At 36.9% G+C, this 14,885-nt stretch carries 12 protein-coding genes and 1 other RNA gene; 8 read left to right on the plus strand and 5 right to left on the minus strand.

What is annotated here, in order from left to right; genetic code table 11:
• Window positions 1-29: 29 nt before the first annotated feature.
• Window positions 30-836: a rhamnulose-1-phosphate aldolase gene (gene rhaD / locus CGC58_RS04300; RefSeq protein WP_095895291.1), complete on the minus strand. Its 807-nt coding sequence runs from the start codon at window positions 834-836 to the stop codon at window positions 30-32.
• Window positions 837-937: 101 nt separating this feature from the next.
• On the opposite strand from rhaD, the gene CGC58_RS04305 reads away from it, so the two are divergent.
• The gene (locus tag CGC58_RS04305) at window positions 938-1,843 is read left to right on the plus strand and encodes a helix-turn-helix domain-containing protein (protein WP_095895293.1); all 906 of its coding nucleotides are present in this window, start codon (window positions 938-940) and stop codon (window positions 1,841-1,843) included.
• A 49-nt stretch (window positions 1,844-1,892) separates the two neighbouring features.
• Window positions 1,893-2,642, plus strand: coding sequence for a tellurite resistance TerB family protein (locus CGC58_RS04310; protein ID WP_095895294.1), 750 nt, complete (start codon window positions 1,893-1,895; stop codon window positions 2,640-2,642).
• A 9-nt stretch (window positions 2,643-2,651) separates the two neighbouring features.
• Here the strand turns inward: CGC58_RS04310 and ffs are convergent.
• Window positions 2,652-2,750: signal recognition particle sRNA small type (gene ffs / locus CGC58_RS04315), an RNA gene on the minus strand.
• 166 nt (window positions 2,751-2,916) lie between these two features.
• On the opposite strand from ffs, the gene CGC58_RS04320 reads away from it, so the two are divergent.
• From CGC58_RS04320 to CGC58_RS04330, 3 genes are read left to right on the plus strand one after another with little or no spacing between them, the layout of a single operon-like run.
• Window positions 2,917-3,336 carry a nucleoside-diphosphate kinase gene (locus CGC58_RS04320; protein ID WP_095895296.1) on the plus strand — a complete coding sequence of 140 codons (420 nt, stop codon included), beginning with the start codon at window positions 2,917-2,919 and terminating at the stop codon, window positions 3,334-3,336.
• A 35-nt stretch (window positions 3,337-3,371) separates the two neighbouring features.
• Window positions 3,372-3,896: an adenine phosphoribosyltransferase gene (locus CGC58_RS04325; RefSeq protein WP_095895297.1), complete on the plus strand. Its 525-nt coding sequence runs from the start codon at window positions 3,372-3,374 to the stop codon at window positions 3,894-3,896.
• Between the two features lie 37 nt (window positions 3,897-3,933).
• Window positions 3,934-4,749: a 2,3,4,5-tetrahydropyridine-2,6-dicarboxylate N-succinyltransferase gene (locus tag CGC58_RS04330; protein ID WP_095895299.1), complete on the plus strand. Its 816-nt coding sequence runs from the start codon at window positions 3,934-3,936 to the stop codon at window positions 4,747-4,749.
• A gap of 50 nt (window positions 4,750-4,799) precedes the next feature.
• On the opposite strand, the gene CGC58_RS04335 is transcribed toward CGC58_RS04330, so the two are convergent.
• Window positions 4,800-5,051, minus strand: coding sequence for a type B 50S ribosomal protein L31 (locus CGC58_RS04335; protein ID WP_095895301.1), 252 nt, complete (start codon window positions 5,049-5,051; stop codon window positions 4,800-4,802).
• 485 nt (window positions 5,052-5,536) lie between these two features.
• Here CGC58_RS04335 and CGC58_RS04340 point away from each other — a divergent pair, with 485 nt between their 5' ends.
• From CGC58_RS04340 to CGC58_RS04350, 3 genes are all read left to right on the plus strand, one after another.
• On the plus strand, window positions 5,537-8,251 hold the full coding sequence (locus CGC58_RS04340; protein WP_095895303.1) for a carboxypeptidase-like regulatory domain-containing protein: 2,715 nt from the start codon (window positions 5,537-5,539) through the stop codon (window positions 8,249-8,251).
• A gap of 48 nt (window positions 8,252-8,299) precedes the next feature.
• Window positions 8,300-10,285 (plus strand): DUF5689 domain-containing protein, encoded by a 1,986-nt coding sequence (locus CGC58_RS04345; RefSeq protein WP_198540755.1) that lies wholly within the window; start codon window positions 8,300-8,302, stop codon window positions 10,283-10,285.
• Window positions 10,286-10,402: 117 nt separating this feature from the next.
• On the plus strand, window positions 10,403-11,248 hold the full coding sequence (locus CGC58_RS04350; RefSeq protein ID WP_095895305.1) for a hypothetical protein: 846 nt from the start codon (window positions 10,403-10,405) through the stop codon (window positions 11,246-11,248).
• Between the two features lie 66 nt (window positions 11,249-11,314).
• On the opposite strand, the gene CGC58_RS04355 is transcribed toward CGC58_RS04350, so the two are convergent.
• Window positions 11,315-13,084: an aminopeptidase P family protein gene (locus CGC58_RS04355; protein ID WP_095895306.1), complete on the minus strand. Its 1,770-nt coding sequence runs from the start codon at window positions 13,082-13,084 to the stop codon at window positions 11,315-11,317.
• Window positions 13,085-13,273: 189 nt separating this feature from the next.
• Window positions 13,274-14,815: an Rne/Rng family ribonuclease gene (locus CGC58_RS04360; protein ID WP_095895308.1), complete on the minus strand. Its 1,542-nt coding sequence runs from the start codon at window positions 14,813-14,815 to the stop codon at window positions 13,274-13,276.
• Between the last annotated feature and the right edge of the window lie 70 nt (window positions 14,816-14,885).

Below are 14,885 nucleotides of genomic sequence, written 5' to 3' on the forward strand. Positions count from 1 at the left end.
TGGTTATGAAAAAGTTCCTTTTTCGGTAGTTATTTCTTTAAAAAATTTACTTCTAATTCATTGAGTTGCTCATCACTCATTCCTTGAGGCTCAAAGCCGGCCGCCCAAGCCATCAATAGCATTTTGGCTCCTTTGTTGGCAACATCTAAAAAGTCAAAGGCTTTTACAACGTCTTCTCCCGTAGCCAACGCTCCGTGTTTTTCCCACAAGATAACATCGTGATTTTTAAGACCTTCGATAGTAATATCAGCTAAAGCCTCCGTTCCGGACAAAGCGTACGGACAGCAATGAACTCCATTGGGAACAAACACGCGTATTTCAGGACAAAGTTTCCAAAGTGAATGATTGAATTTGGCTTCATCTTGGAAAAGCTGATGATGACTTAGCACGATTAATTCAATGGTATGTGTATGTAAAACAGCCTTGTAGGTAGGTTTAAATTTCTGATTAAAGCAGTGAATCTTTATGTGTGAAATTAATTCGCTTGTTGGTGCAAAAGGCTTGCTTTTTCCTCCCCAGATAATTGCATATCCTGAAGCAGAACCATTAACGTGAATGATGCAAGACGCCTCCTCAATGTTATTAATAAGCGAACGCAAGTAGCAGCCTGTTCCTGTTATGAAATACGTTTGGTTAGCAGCCTCTAAAGGAAGTTGCCTGCACGAAACATAACTGGTTAAATAATCAAAATCGGATGGAGAGAAATGCTCTGTCAGGTTTATTGAAATGTTTCCTGCATTGCGTTCAGCCCATTCGCGTTGCCACAAATATTGTGCTACTTCACTTACTTTAGCTATCTCTTTTTGTACAGATTTAGGTAGTTGATGTGTCTCCATTAAAGTATATTTTGAATTATGGAACAAAATTATTCAAAACTAATTGATTGAAAAATGAATAATTTTTGTATTTTTGTATCTGTTTTAAACATTTTTTCAAAATGGGAAAGGAAAATTTGACTCAACGTGGCGACCCTTCAAAAGTGGAACAGGTTTTTACCTCTGTCCGATTGAAACTATGGTGCTGCCGATATTGGCAATTAAGAAAATGGGACACAACAGATATGGCTTTTCCTTATTGGAGAATTTATTGGAATAAAAATTACGGCGGAATCATTGGTTATGACCAAAAAGAGTACGTAATGTCTCCCGATACGCTTTATATCATTTCACCTAACACGCCTTATTTTTCGTGTTTCTTCTCAAAGAAAAAGGAAAACATATATGATGAGGAAGTTGAGGGCAAACGTGTAGATGAAGACGAAAATGAGCAGCTCATTGCGATGCATTCATTATTACATTTATATATCCATTTTAACCTTGGAATTCCGTTTGATTATGTTAAGGAAGGGATTTACACCATTGAATTAAGTCCTTTTCAAAAAGAAAAATTAGAGAATTTAACCCAAAACCTCAAAAAGGGAAATATTTTTGATTTTTCTGCCACAATGTATCTTCAATCACTTATTTTTGAATTTATTTCATTGTTAGACAAATCATTATGGAATTCCGCTCGTATGGATAATCGGGTTCTTACTGTAATACGTTATATTGACCGCAACATTGCTCAAAATCACACCAACGAGCACTTGGCTTCGCTCGTTCATATGGCAACAAACTCATTTGCAAGGCTTTTTCACGACGTGATGAAAACTCCGTTGCAACTTTTCATCAAGCAAAGAAAAATCAACAATGCGTGCGGGCTTTTTGACCATAACGACATTCCGATTGAAGAAGTCGCACACCAGTTAGGTTTTGCCGACAGATACCATTTTTCCCGAATTTTCAAACAAATCAGAGGCGTTTCCCCGGGAGAATATTGCAAAACAAGGAAACGTATTTTTTAAAATTGTACGAGATAGCGTAAAAAGCTTATATTTGCCAAAAAATTAGAAAATGCAGTGGATTTTAGCCATAATAGGTTATTTATTTTTCAAGCTCCCCGGAGCTGTTATGGGTTTCATTTTAGGTCTTTTCCTTAAGAATTCCCAAATTAATATTGGTAGTTCTACTTTTCGCCCTACTTTCCAAAATCATCAAAATCAGAGTGCAAGCCCTGCTGATTTTGAAGTTAACTTACTGTCATTATGCTCCTTAGTAATAAAAGCAAACGGACAGGTAAGCCAAGCCGAATTGGATTTTGTACGCATACGTTTTGTAGAGATGTACGGAAAAGAACGTGCCAATGCTGTTTTTCGCACTTTTAACGAGCTTGTAAAAGGTCGGGAAATTTCTGCCTTCAGAGTAAGTACTTATTTGAAGACGAGAACTCCTTACGCGACACGCCTGCAAATAATTCATTTTCTTTTTGGTATTGCAAAAGCAGACGGAATTGTAAGCGATTCTGAAATTCAACAAATACACGAAATAGCTCGCTATTTTCAAATTTCATACAGTGATTTTGAAAGCATTAAAGCAATGTTCGTTCATAATCAAACTGAAAGTATTCGTGACGCATATACAATCCTGGAAATCAACAGAAATGCTTCCAATGCCGAAGTAAAAAAAGCATACCGCGAAATGGCTAAAAAATATCATCCTGACAGAGTGATAACACAAGATGAAGCTATTAAAAAAGGTGCTGAAGAAAAGTTCAAACAAGTGCAGAAAGCCTATGAACAAATATTGAAAGAAAGAGGAATCTAATCCAATAAAAAATGGCAAGCTACCTACATCGCACCGCTACAACCACATACCTTTGCTGTGTTCCCACCCTGGAGGATTTTGTAGGAGCTGGTCGTGTAGGACTTGCCGGTGCAAATATACGTACTTTTATTTAGTAAGCAAGTTTTTTTATTAAAAAAAGTGTATATTTGTAGGTCGAAGATTTCCTCCGAGGAAGAAAAAAGCTCAAAATAAGAATTGATTTACAGCATTTTGATGCAAAAAAAATAATAACAAATTTTTAAACATTCATCTTATGGCAACAAATAGAACACTTACGATGATTAAGCCCGATGCCGTTGAAAGCGGAAATATTGGAGCTATTTTCAATCAAATTACCGAAGCCGGATTCAAAATTAAAGCAATGAAGCTCACACAATTAACACGTCGTGATGCGGAAAATTTTTATGCAATCCATAAAGAACGTCCGTTCTTTGAAACCTTAGTTACTTTTATGACAAGAGGTCCTATCGTGGCTGCAGTTCTTGAGAAAGAAAACGCTGTGGCAGACTTCAGAAAATTAATCGGTTCAACAAATCCTGCCGAAGCTGCTGAAGGCACAATTCGTAAAAAATACGCAACATCTGTTACTGAAAATGCCGTTCACGGCTCGGATAGCGATGAAAATGCCGAAATAGAAAGTAATTTCCACTTTTCAGGAAGAGAAATTTTTTAAAAAAGCCCGATTCAGGCTTTAAATCATAAATATAAATGAACGAAGTAGATTATTTAAAAAATAAAATCAGAGACATACAAAATTTCCCAAAGGAAGGCGTTGTTTTTAAGGACATTACACCAATTCTATCAGACCCAGAGGCGATGAACAAAGCTATGGATTTGTTCTTGAAGCATCTTGGAAATGTGAAAATTGACAAAGTTGTAGGGATGGAAAGCCGTGGTTTTTTCTTCGGAACACTGCTCGCTCAACGATTAAACGCCGGATTTGTACCCGTTCGCAAGCCGGGAAAACTTCCGTTTGAAACACTCGCTCAAACTTACGATTTGGAGTACGGTCAAGACCAACTTGAAATCCACTCCGATTCCATCAAAAAGGGAGAAAACGTACTCATACACGATGATGTTTTGGCAACGGGAGGCACTGCGGAAGCTGCTGTTAAATTGGTTGAAAAACTCGGCGGAAATATCGTACAATTAAATTTTCTGATAGAATTAACATTTCTTGATGGCATAAAAAAACTGAAAAATCACGATGTTTTCAGCATTTTGAAATATTAAAAAACTTATTTATTGAAATATTAATCATTAATTGTTTATGACAGAATTACGTAAAAAGATAGAAAATGCTTGGGAAAATCGTGAACTTCTGCAAGAAGAAGACACACAAGAAGCCATCCGAGAAGTTGTCAATCTGCTGGATAGTGGCGAGTTACGTGTAGCCGAGCCTACCGAAAACGGCTGGCAAGTGAACGAATGGGTAAAAAAAGCCGTAGTACTTTATTTCCCTATCCAAAAAATGGAAACCCTTGAAGCTGGCATTTTTGAATATCACGACAAAATACCTTTGAAGAGAAACTACGAAGCAAAAGGCATCCGTGTGGTTCCCAATGCGGTTGCACGTCACGGAGCATATATTTCAAAAGGAGTTATCCTAATGCCGAGTTATGTAAACATTGGTGCATATGTAGATGAAGGCACAATGGTGGACACTTGGGCTACTGTAGGTAGTTGTGCTCAAATTGGCAAAAATGTGCATTTGAGTGGTGGCGTCGGTATTGGTGGCGTTCTGGAACCATTGCAAGCCTCACCTGTGATTATTGAAGACGGAGCCTTTATCGGGTCGCGTTGTATTGTGGTTGAAGGTGTTCGTGTTGAAAAAGAAGCTGTTCTGGGGGCTAACGTGGTACTTACTGCCTCAACCAAAATCATTGACGTTACAGGAGAAACCCCAGTAGAATTAAAAGGTTACGTGCCTGAGCGTTCGGTAGTTATACCGGGAAGCTATACCAAAAAATTCCCTGCCGGAGAATTCCAAGTACCTTGTGCTTTAATTATCGGGAAAAGAAAAGCATCTACCGATAAAAAGACATCTTTAAATGATGCCTTACGAGAATACAGCGTATCGGTATAAAAACAAAAACCTCCCTTTTCGGGGAGGTTTTTTTATGTTTTAAGTAATTCTTATTTTTTGAATTTAGCATATTTGCTTTTGAACTTGTCGATACGTCCGGCAGTATCAATAAGTTTTGATTTTCCTGTGTAGTAAGGATGTGAAGTTCTCGAAATCTCCAATTTCACTAATGGGTACTCAACTCCGTCAACTACAATAGTTTCTTTTGTATCAATGGTGGACTTTGTAATGAAGATGTCCTCGTTTGACATATCCTTAAAAGCTACCAATCTGTAAGACTCTGGATGTATTCCTTTTTTCATTGCAATGTATATTTTTTATCTTCTTAAATTTTTCAAGGGGCAAAGGTAGTGATATTTATTTAATTAACAATACTTTTTTCAAAAAAATCAACTCAATGTTGTAATTTCAGCCGAAATTTCCTTTTATTTATCATCACTTTTTCTCTATTAAATCTCGAATTATTTTGATAACACTGTTAAAATCATTGATTTCTCGCTCTTTCAAAAACAAAATTACAACATAAATAGAAAAGAATCTCTTTCTAATTTTAAAAAAACAGAATTAATTTTTATCTCTCGTGCAATCTGTTTTCTGACAAATTTCTTGCTTTTACATTATAAGTCAATCGTATTTTTTACTTACCTTTGCGAGCCTTTTTCCAAAAACATATTTTTCACAAACCCAAAACAATGTTAAATATTTGGAATTGACGCAGTTTTAATTTAATTTTGTAGAGCTACGTTCTGCTCTTTTAAATGATAAATACTTAAAAAATTTATTTAATATGTATCGAATATTTTATTTTTGTTTAATGATGCTTTTGTCGGCTCCTGTTTTTTCGCAGTCCGTTGTAGAAGGAACAGTTGTTGATTATCAGACAAAAGAGGTTCTGCAAAATGTCAAAATTGTTGTAGAGGAAACTTCAATTGAAAGTTTTACGGATAGCAACGGATATTTTTCCATACAACTTGCTGAAGGTAGTTACGTTTTTCGTTTTTCACTTAATGGATTTAACGAAATGCGAATGCCGATAAACGCTTCCAGCCCCAAAATTACCATTTCAAAAATTTATTTGGAGCCTGATTTGGCACGAGAAGCCGAGCAACTTGTTGTTATATCCGAAACTGAATTGGAAGATGACGAAAGTGGAGCTGATATGATTTCGGGCTTGCTGCAAAGCTCTCAGGACATTTTTATGAGACGTGCGGCTTATGATTTTAGTTCTGTTTTTTTCAAACCAAGAGGCTATGATTCTAAAGATGTTACAGTGCTTATCAACGGAATCCCGATGAATCGTGTTGAAAACGGAAGAGCACAATGGGCTAATTGGGGAGGATTAAACGATGTTACCAGAAATCAGGAACTTAGCCAAGGAATTAACAAATCGGATTACACTTTCGGGGGGATGTCGGGTTCAAATTACATCAATGTTCGTCCGTCACTGAATCGCACGGGTCTTCGTTTTTCTACCTCTGCAGGAAACCGAAGCTATGTAGGAAGAATTATGGCTACTTACAATTCCGGAATTCAATCTAACGGACTGGCTTACAGTTTATCAGCATCGCGTCGTTGGGCTGCAAACGGAAGCTGGGTTGATGGAACGCTTTACAATGCCTATTCTTTCTTTGGAGCTTTGGAGTATCAATTTAATAACCATCACAGTATCAATGCTATCGGAATGTTTTCACCCATTCGCAGAGGAAAAACTTCTCCGCTAACTCGCGAAGTGATTGACTTGGTCGGATATCAGTACAATCCTTATTGGGGAAAACAAGGTGGCGATATCCGAAATTCAAGAAATAGAATCGTTTCCGAGCCTATTTTTGTTTTGTCGTACAATTATAACAAGGACAATACTCGCTTGAATATTGATTTGGGTTACCAATTCGGAAAGATTGGAAATACGCGACTTAGCTACGCAAACGCTCAAAATCCTGAGCCAAACTACTACAAAAATTTGCCAAGTTATTACATCAATCAAGAATCGGGAGCAAATTGGAATTTGGCAAATCTACAAAAGGAATATTTCTTGAATAATTCGCAATTAAACTGGAATTCAATCTATTACGCAAACAGTAACACAACTAACGGACGAAGTGCTTTCATCATAAGCAACGATGTGAATGACGAACGTACTTTCACGGGAAACATCAACTTTTCTACGCCAATTCACGAGAAAATAAAATGGACCTCGGGCATTGTTTACCGAAATATTTCTTCTGAAAATTATGCTGAAGTTGATGATTTGTTAGGAGGCTCGCATTTTATGAATTATGATTACTTCGCCAACAAGCCTTATGACGCAAATGACACTGATTTTCAGAAAAAAGTAGGTGATAAATGGAGTTATTTTTACGGATTGAAAAGCAACGTAGGCGAGTTTTTCACACAATTGGAATTCAATTTCAAAAAATTAGAACTTTTTGTGGCTGGTCGTTACCACTATACTGATTATCAACGTGAAGGAAAATTTAATTATCCTCTTTTCGCTGATTCTTACGGAAAAAGTACTAAACAAACCTTTAATGGCGTGAGTACCAAAGCAGGACTTACCTATGCCCTTACTGGTCGTCACGTATTTCAGTTAAACACAGGATACCTGAACACTCCGCAATCAGTGCGAAATACATTCGCTAACATACGAAATTCCAACAGATTACTTCCGAATTTAAAAAACGAAACAGCCTATACTGTTGATGGAAGTTATATTTTGAGAATGCCTTACTTCAAATCACGATTAACAGGTTATTTCACTCATATTGAGAATACTTCGGAAACGAATTTCTTCTTTACCGAAACCACATTGACTGATGAAATATCAAGTGATTTTGTTTCTCAAACGGTTGATAACATCAAAAAAAGACATTTTGGTTTGGAGTTTGGGGCAGAAGCTCAGATTATTCCCACTTTAAAATTAACCGCAGTTGCGGCAATCGGTCAGCACACTTACGTAAACAACCCGAAAATGTACGTTTCTTCAGGAGAAATCGGTGTGGTTGAAATCGACCAAGTGCACTTGAAAAACTATCGCGTACCAAGCGGTCCGCAGCAAGCGTATTCCTTAGGTTTGGAATATCGTGACCCAAAATATTGGTGGGTGGGAGCAACGGCGAATTTATTAGCTCGAAATTACATTTCTCTTTCTGCTATCAATCGCACCAGAAACTTTTTTATTGACCCTGACACGAAAAATTATTTCACCAATATTGATAAAACTCTTGCTCGTAACTTACTAAAACAAGAACGCTTGGATGATGTCTTTTTGTTAAACATCGTAGGTGGAAAATCGTGGAGAGTGAAGAAAACTTATATCAGCCTGATTGCCAGCATCAACAATGTTCTTGGAAAAGAATTTGTTTCGGGCGGATTTGAACAATCTCGTACTGCCAACTACGGCGATATGGTTCGGGATAATGCCAATGGCGTGCCTTCGTTTGGTCCGCGTTATTTTGTAGGTTACGGACGAACATATATGGTCAATTTGGCTGTAAGTATGTAATAACTAAAATATTTTTTGAATTATTGAGTAATTTAATCAGATAAGATTATGAAACTGAAAAATCTAATTTCAATTTATGGTGTACTTTTACTTTCAACTATCGGGATTATTTCCTGCGTAAAAGACACTGATTACGAGCTTCCAAACTTGGGAGACTTAAAAAAAGATATTCCTTCTTTTGACGGAAACATAGTAACTTTTGCTCAAGCGACGGCTTCTGCAACCACAAATGTAGCTACTTATGAAAACAATGATGCTATTGAAGGGTATGTAGTTTCGAGCGATGAAGGCGGAAATTTCTACAAGAAAATTTATATCCAAAATGCTGACAAAACGGCAGGAGTCTCAGTATCCATCAATAAAAGTGGATTGTACACAGAATTCCCTGTGGGAGCTAAAGTTCAAATTCGTTTGAAAGGACTGACCACACAAATCAATAACGGAGGGTTAGAAATCGGGTACAACATTTACACCAGTGGCAGTGGAAGAAAAAGCGTAGGGCAAATGGCTGAAGCGGTTTATAAAAAACACGTTTACAATCTGCAAGAACCTCTGAAAGCAAGAGCCGAACTTACAAAATCAGATGCTTCGATTGACGTTTTGAAAACAAATGCAAATGTAAATCAATTAATTACACTAAAAAATGTTTCCTTTGAAAGTAGTGCTTCCGGCAAAACGTATCACGTAGCTAAAAATGACGCACAAAACGGAACAAATTACAACTTGATTGACGCCAATGGCAAAACCATCACTTTCAGAACCAGTAAGTATGCAAAATTCATCAATGAGCCTGTGGCTTCAGGTCTTTTGGATGTAACAGGAGTTCTGACAAAGTACGGTTCTACCTATCAATTTATGATAAATAATCCTCAGGAAGATATCATCGTTGTTGGTAGCGGAAGTAATTCTGAAACAACTACAGTTACCGAGTTAGAAGACTCAAAAGCAACAGCTTCTGATTATGTTGCAGGAAAAAAAGTAAAACTTCACGGGAAAATTGTTATTGAGAAAAACAAACCTCATTTCAGATTCTCGGACGGAACAATGATTCAAATCTACGCTCCGAATTCTGTTTTCAATAATCTTTCACAAGGAGCGAAGGACAAATTGCAGATTGAAGGACAGGAAATTACCGTTACTGGTGAATTTAAAGACTTTACAAATTCCAATACTGGCGTAACCGTAAAAGAAATTGTATATTCCAAAGAAGCCGATTTGGTTTTCGGCACAACACCAAATGTTTCTGTTACTGAGCTTGAGGCTTCAACAGCAACTGCTTCTGATTACGTGGTAGGAAAAAAAGTGAAACTTCACGGAAAAATCACTATTAATGGCGGCAAGCCTTATTTCAAGCTTTCCGACAATACAATGATTCAAATTTATGCTCCAAAATCTGTTTTCGACAATATTTCAAAAGAAGCAAAAGACAAACTAAAAATTGAAGGACAGGAGATTACTGTAACAGGAACTTTTGAAGATTACACCAATCCTAAAACTAATACCACCATAAAAGAAATTGTATACTCCAAAGAAGCTGATTTAGTTTTCGGAGCCGCTTCAGGCAACAATGACGGTGGCAACTCCGGAGGAAACACAACAGGTAATGTCTTTGATTTTGAAAGCCTTAATACAACTGGTACTGATGCAAATAAGTATAGCAATACTGGAAGTTTGACTGTAGAGAATGCCACAATTCATTATAAGGCTCGCTTAGATATGGACAATTATGGTATCAACGGAAAAGGGTTAATGATACACTCCCACAAAGATAATCCTTATATAAAAATAACTTTTTCAAAGGGAGTTAAAACATTAAAATTCAAATACAAAGCAGCTTACACAAGTACCAAAGATAGAAATTTAGTTATATATGATGGTAATGAAACTAGTGATAAAAAGCTAAACGAAGTTTCAATAAAAAAAGACGCTTCGGGTACTCATACTTTAGAGATTAACAAGTCAGGAAGCACTGTAATAACACTAAAATCAACTCAAAATCAAATCGTTATTGATGACATCGAATGGACTGAATAAAAAATATAAACTTATAAAAGGAGGCTCAAAAGCCTCCTTTTTTTTATTTAATCAATTCATTTTGCTTTTAAGTATAAATATGATACTTTTGCACCCCTTAATTTTAATTTTTTACATATGAGAAAAAGCATAATTGTATTTTTTATCGGGTGTTTAAGTTTCTTTTCAACATTTGCCCAAACAACACAAGTAAGCCCAGAGCGATATACAGCTCATAACAAAGGTAAATTTTTCGTCTATTGGGGTGGAAATAGAGGTTATTACAGCAAATCGGATATTCAATTCAAAGGCAGTGACTACAACTTCATTCTCAGCGATGTTTCAGCTATTGACAGACCTAAAGGATGGCACATTGACTATATCAATCCTTTGCGAATGACTATCCCTCAAACAAATGCAAGAATAGGATATTTCATCAGCGATAATTACTCTGTTTCGGCAGGAGTTGACCATATGAAGTACGTAATGAAGCAAGACCAAACCGTTAAAATAAATGGCTACATTAGCGGAAGCGGAACTTCTCACGACGGAACATATAACAATGAAGATAAAGTACTTACCGAAGATTTTCTAACTTTTGAGCATACCGACGGATTAAATTATGTTACAATAGAATTTTCACGAGTTGATGATATTTCAAAATTATTTGGCATCAGAAATACAGACGCATTTCAAGTGAATTTAACCGAAGGATTAGGTACTGGTGTTCTTTATCCACGCTCAAATACAAAGTTACTCAATAAAGAACGTTATGACGAATTTCATATTGCTGGTTATGGCTTAAGTGCCAAAGCAGGACTTCACTTAGTTTTCTTGAAACATTTCCTGCTTGTTGGTGAACTTAAAGGCGGATACATCAATATGTATGATATCCGCACAACAAAAAATATTACCGATAAAGCGAATCAAAAATTCTTCTTTTTTGAAACCATCTTGGGAATAGGCGGAATTTTCCGTTTCTAATATTTTAAAAACAATAAAAGCCTTTGAATTGAATTTCAAAGGCTTTTATTTCTATTGATTAAACTTTTAAATTGGTTTTACAATTTCCAAAAACCATTCTTTTACAGCACCTTCCAAATGTGGAGCTAATTTTTCCTGACAAGTTTTATGATAATTATTCAACCATTGTTTTTCTTCTTCGGAAAGTAATTTCACATTGATTGAATTAGGCATAAACGGACAAAGAGTTAAGGTTTCAAAATCATAGAATGTTCCAAACTCGTTGCTTTCCACCTCACGCACAGCAATTAAGTTTTCGTGACGTATGCCATATTTATTTTCCAAATAAAAACCAGGCTCATCCGAGCAAACCATTCCCACCAGCAACTCCTGCGGATTCATATCTTTTCGGATATTTTGAGGACCTTCGTGTACGTTCATAAAGCTACCCACGCCGTGTCCCGTACCGTGTCCGTAATCCTTCTTATTTTTCCATAAAGACATACGTGCAAATGCATCTAATTGCACACCTTTAGTTCCTTTAGGAAACTGAACCATAGCAAGTTGAATCATTCCTTTCAACACCAATGTACAATCATCAACAAACTCCTGTGAAATCTTGCCAAGCGGAATAGTCCGTGTGATATCCGTTGTTCCTTCCAAATATTGCCCTCCCGAATCTACCAGAATGCTTCCTTCTGCAAAAACTTCTTTACTTCCTTCTTTTGGGGCAGAATAGTGAACAATTGCTCCATTTCCTTGATAACCAACAATACTTCCGAAACTTTCTCCTACAAAATTCTTTCCTTCGGCACGGAAATCGTGTAACTTCTTGCCTATGCTGTATTCCGTCATCGGCTCCTTACCTACCTGATGCGTAAGCCAATACAAGAATTTAACCATCGCCACGCCGTCACGCACCATCACCGTTCTGAATCCTTCCAACTCTGTTTCATTTTTAGTTGCCTTCATCAGATTTCCGGGAGGTGGAGCCTGTACCAAAGTATTTTCTTTCTGTAAAACATTGAAAATCTCCTGATTGGCATTAGGAGAAATTAATATTTTTTGATTTTTTATCTCTGCCAAATATTTGAAAAAATCATCGTACTCTTTTATTGTTACGTTTGCCGATTTTAAGTGATTTTCTACTTCATTATTCACTTTCGTTTTATCCACGAATAAAATAGCCTCTTTTTCAGACAACGCAACATATCCCAAGAAAACCGGATTATAAGCTACATCGCTTCCCCTGAGATTCAGCGTCCAAGCCACATCATCAAGAGCTGTAATTATATGTAAATCAGTATGCTTTTCTGCCATTTTCTTGCGAATAGATTTTAACTTGTCCGCTACTGATTGCCCCGCCCATTTATCGGGATGTACAAAGACAGGATTAACTGCTTCTTTTTCTCTGCCCGTCCAAATTTGCTTTAACAGCGGATTATTCACAAGTTTTATACCATTGGTTTTCAATGCTTTTTCTAACTTTTCCCAAGCTAAATGTGATGTTGCCAAAGCATTCAAAGCCACTGTGGCTCCCTTCGGAAGTTCTGAAATAAGCCATTCGGTGTAGTCGGGCGTTCCTTCCACTCCTTCTTTGAATAATTCAATGCCTGAGCCTTTTAACTCAATCGGAGCTTGTACGAAGTAACGTGAATCAGTCCAAAGCCCAGCTTTATCTTTGGTTATGACCACAAAACCCGCCGAACCTGTAAAGCCTGAAATCCAAACTCGTTCCTGCCATTCTGCCGGCAGATATTCACTTAAATGCGGGTCAGCACTGAAAACGACAAATGCATCAATATTTTCAGCTTGCATTTGCTTTCTTAAAAGAGATATTTTTTCTGGTGTATTCATTGTGTAAAAATTGTTGTAGTTTATTTTGAATATTATTTATTTTGACAATTGGTTCTGACAAAGGTAGTAAATTATTTCTCACTTTTTATGCCGTTTTTGTTTTTTATTTTAATAAAGAACGAAGTGCCAACAAACTCACAAAAACTAAAAAAGGCTCTGCGATTTCTCGCAAAGCCTTTTTATATCTTTTTAAAGAGGTGTTCCTGCTTTTGTTTTGAAACGATATTCCAAATAAGAATACGCGTCGCGTGGCATAATCTGAATCCATCGCTTGTATTTTAAGAACCACTTAAAACGAATGGAATTACATCCCTTGGTCAAATATGCCGCAATAAAAGGATGTGCATTAAGCACTATTCTTCCTTTGTAAGTTCCCTCTTTAATAATGCCTTCAAGTTCTGTATTAATTTTATCAATCAGAACGATAGGTGCTTCTACTTCACCTTCTTTACTTGGATTTTCTTCTTTAGTTTTGATGTTTAGTTCTTGGCGTACCCGCTGACGTGTAATCTGAATCAGCCCGAACTTACTCGGAGGCAACACCTTATGTTTTGCTCTATCTTCCTCCATTTCTTTACGAAGATGGTCAAAAAGAATTCTTCGATTATCCGTATTTGACATATCGATGAAATCCACCACGATAATTCCTCCCATATCTCTCAACCTGAGTTGCCTTGCAATCTCTGTGGCAGCAATCAAATTTACAGCCAAAGCCGTGGACTCTTGGTCGTTAGCCTTGTTTGAATGATTTCCGCTGTTTACATCAATAACGTGCAGAGCCTCTGTGTGTTCTATAACCAAATAAGCTCCCTTTGTCATCGAAACGGTGCGTCCGAAGGCTGTTTTTATTTGTCGCTCGATATGGAATTTTTCAAAAATCGGAACCGATGAGCGGTAATGTTTAACGATATTTTCCTTACCTGGTGCAATATTCTGAACATATTTTACAACCTGTTCATACAATAGGTCATTATCTACGTGAATCCCAGTGAAAGTGTCATTGAACATATCACGGAGAATAGCTCCCGTTCGGTTAATTTCACTCATCACCTTCGACGGAAACACCGCCTTATGTATTTTCCTACACATCAAAACCCAACGTTCGAATAAAACTTGCAAGTCCTTATCTAACTCTGCAACTTTCTTACCCTCTGCAACAGTGCGAACAATCACCCCAAATCCTTTGGGTTTTATGCTCTGCAGAAGTCGTCGAAGTCTCTCTTTCTCAGCTTTGCTTTCTATTTTTTGAGAGATGGAAATTCTGTCCGAAAAAGGAACCAAAACCAAATATCTTCCTGCGATGGACAGCTCCGAACTTATCCTCGGACCTTTGGTCGATATCGGTTCTTTCACAATTTGAACTAAAATAGGCTGATTTGCCTTCAGAACATCAACCACACTGCCATCTTTGTTGATGTCTGGTTCCAAGGGAAAGTCTTTTAAAGAATAATCTTTCTGTTTCCCTGAAATTACCTGCTTCACAAATTTTAATAATGAGGCAAGTTGCGGACCCAAGTCGTGATAATGCAAGAAAGCATCTTTTTCGTGACCTACATCTACAAAAGCAGCATTAAGCCCCTGAATAGGTTTACGTATCTTGGCAAGCATAATATCGCCTACTCCCAATCCGTTTGAACCTTCTTCTTTGTGAAGCTCAATTAGCCTTCCTTCTTTCAATAAAGCAAAATCTACATAAGAGGAACCAGAACGAATGATTAATTCTTTATTCACTCTTTTTTGGATTTTTGTTAAACACTATTTAACTGATTATGAACATTTTTTCATTCATATCAGTTTTTTT

Origin of the sequence: Capnocytophaga stomatis, assembly GCF_002302635.1 — a bacterium.
Taxonomy (GTDB): domain Bacteria; phylum Bacteroidota; class Bacteroidia; order Flavobacteriales; family Flavobacteriaceae; genus Capnocytophaga; species Capnocytophaga stomatis.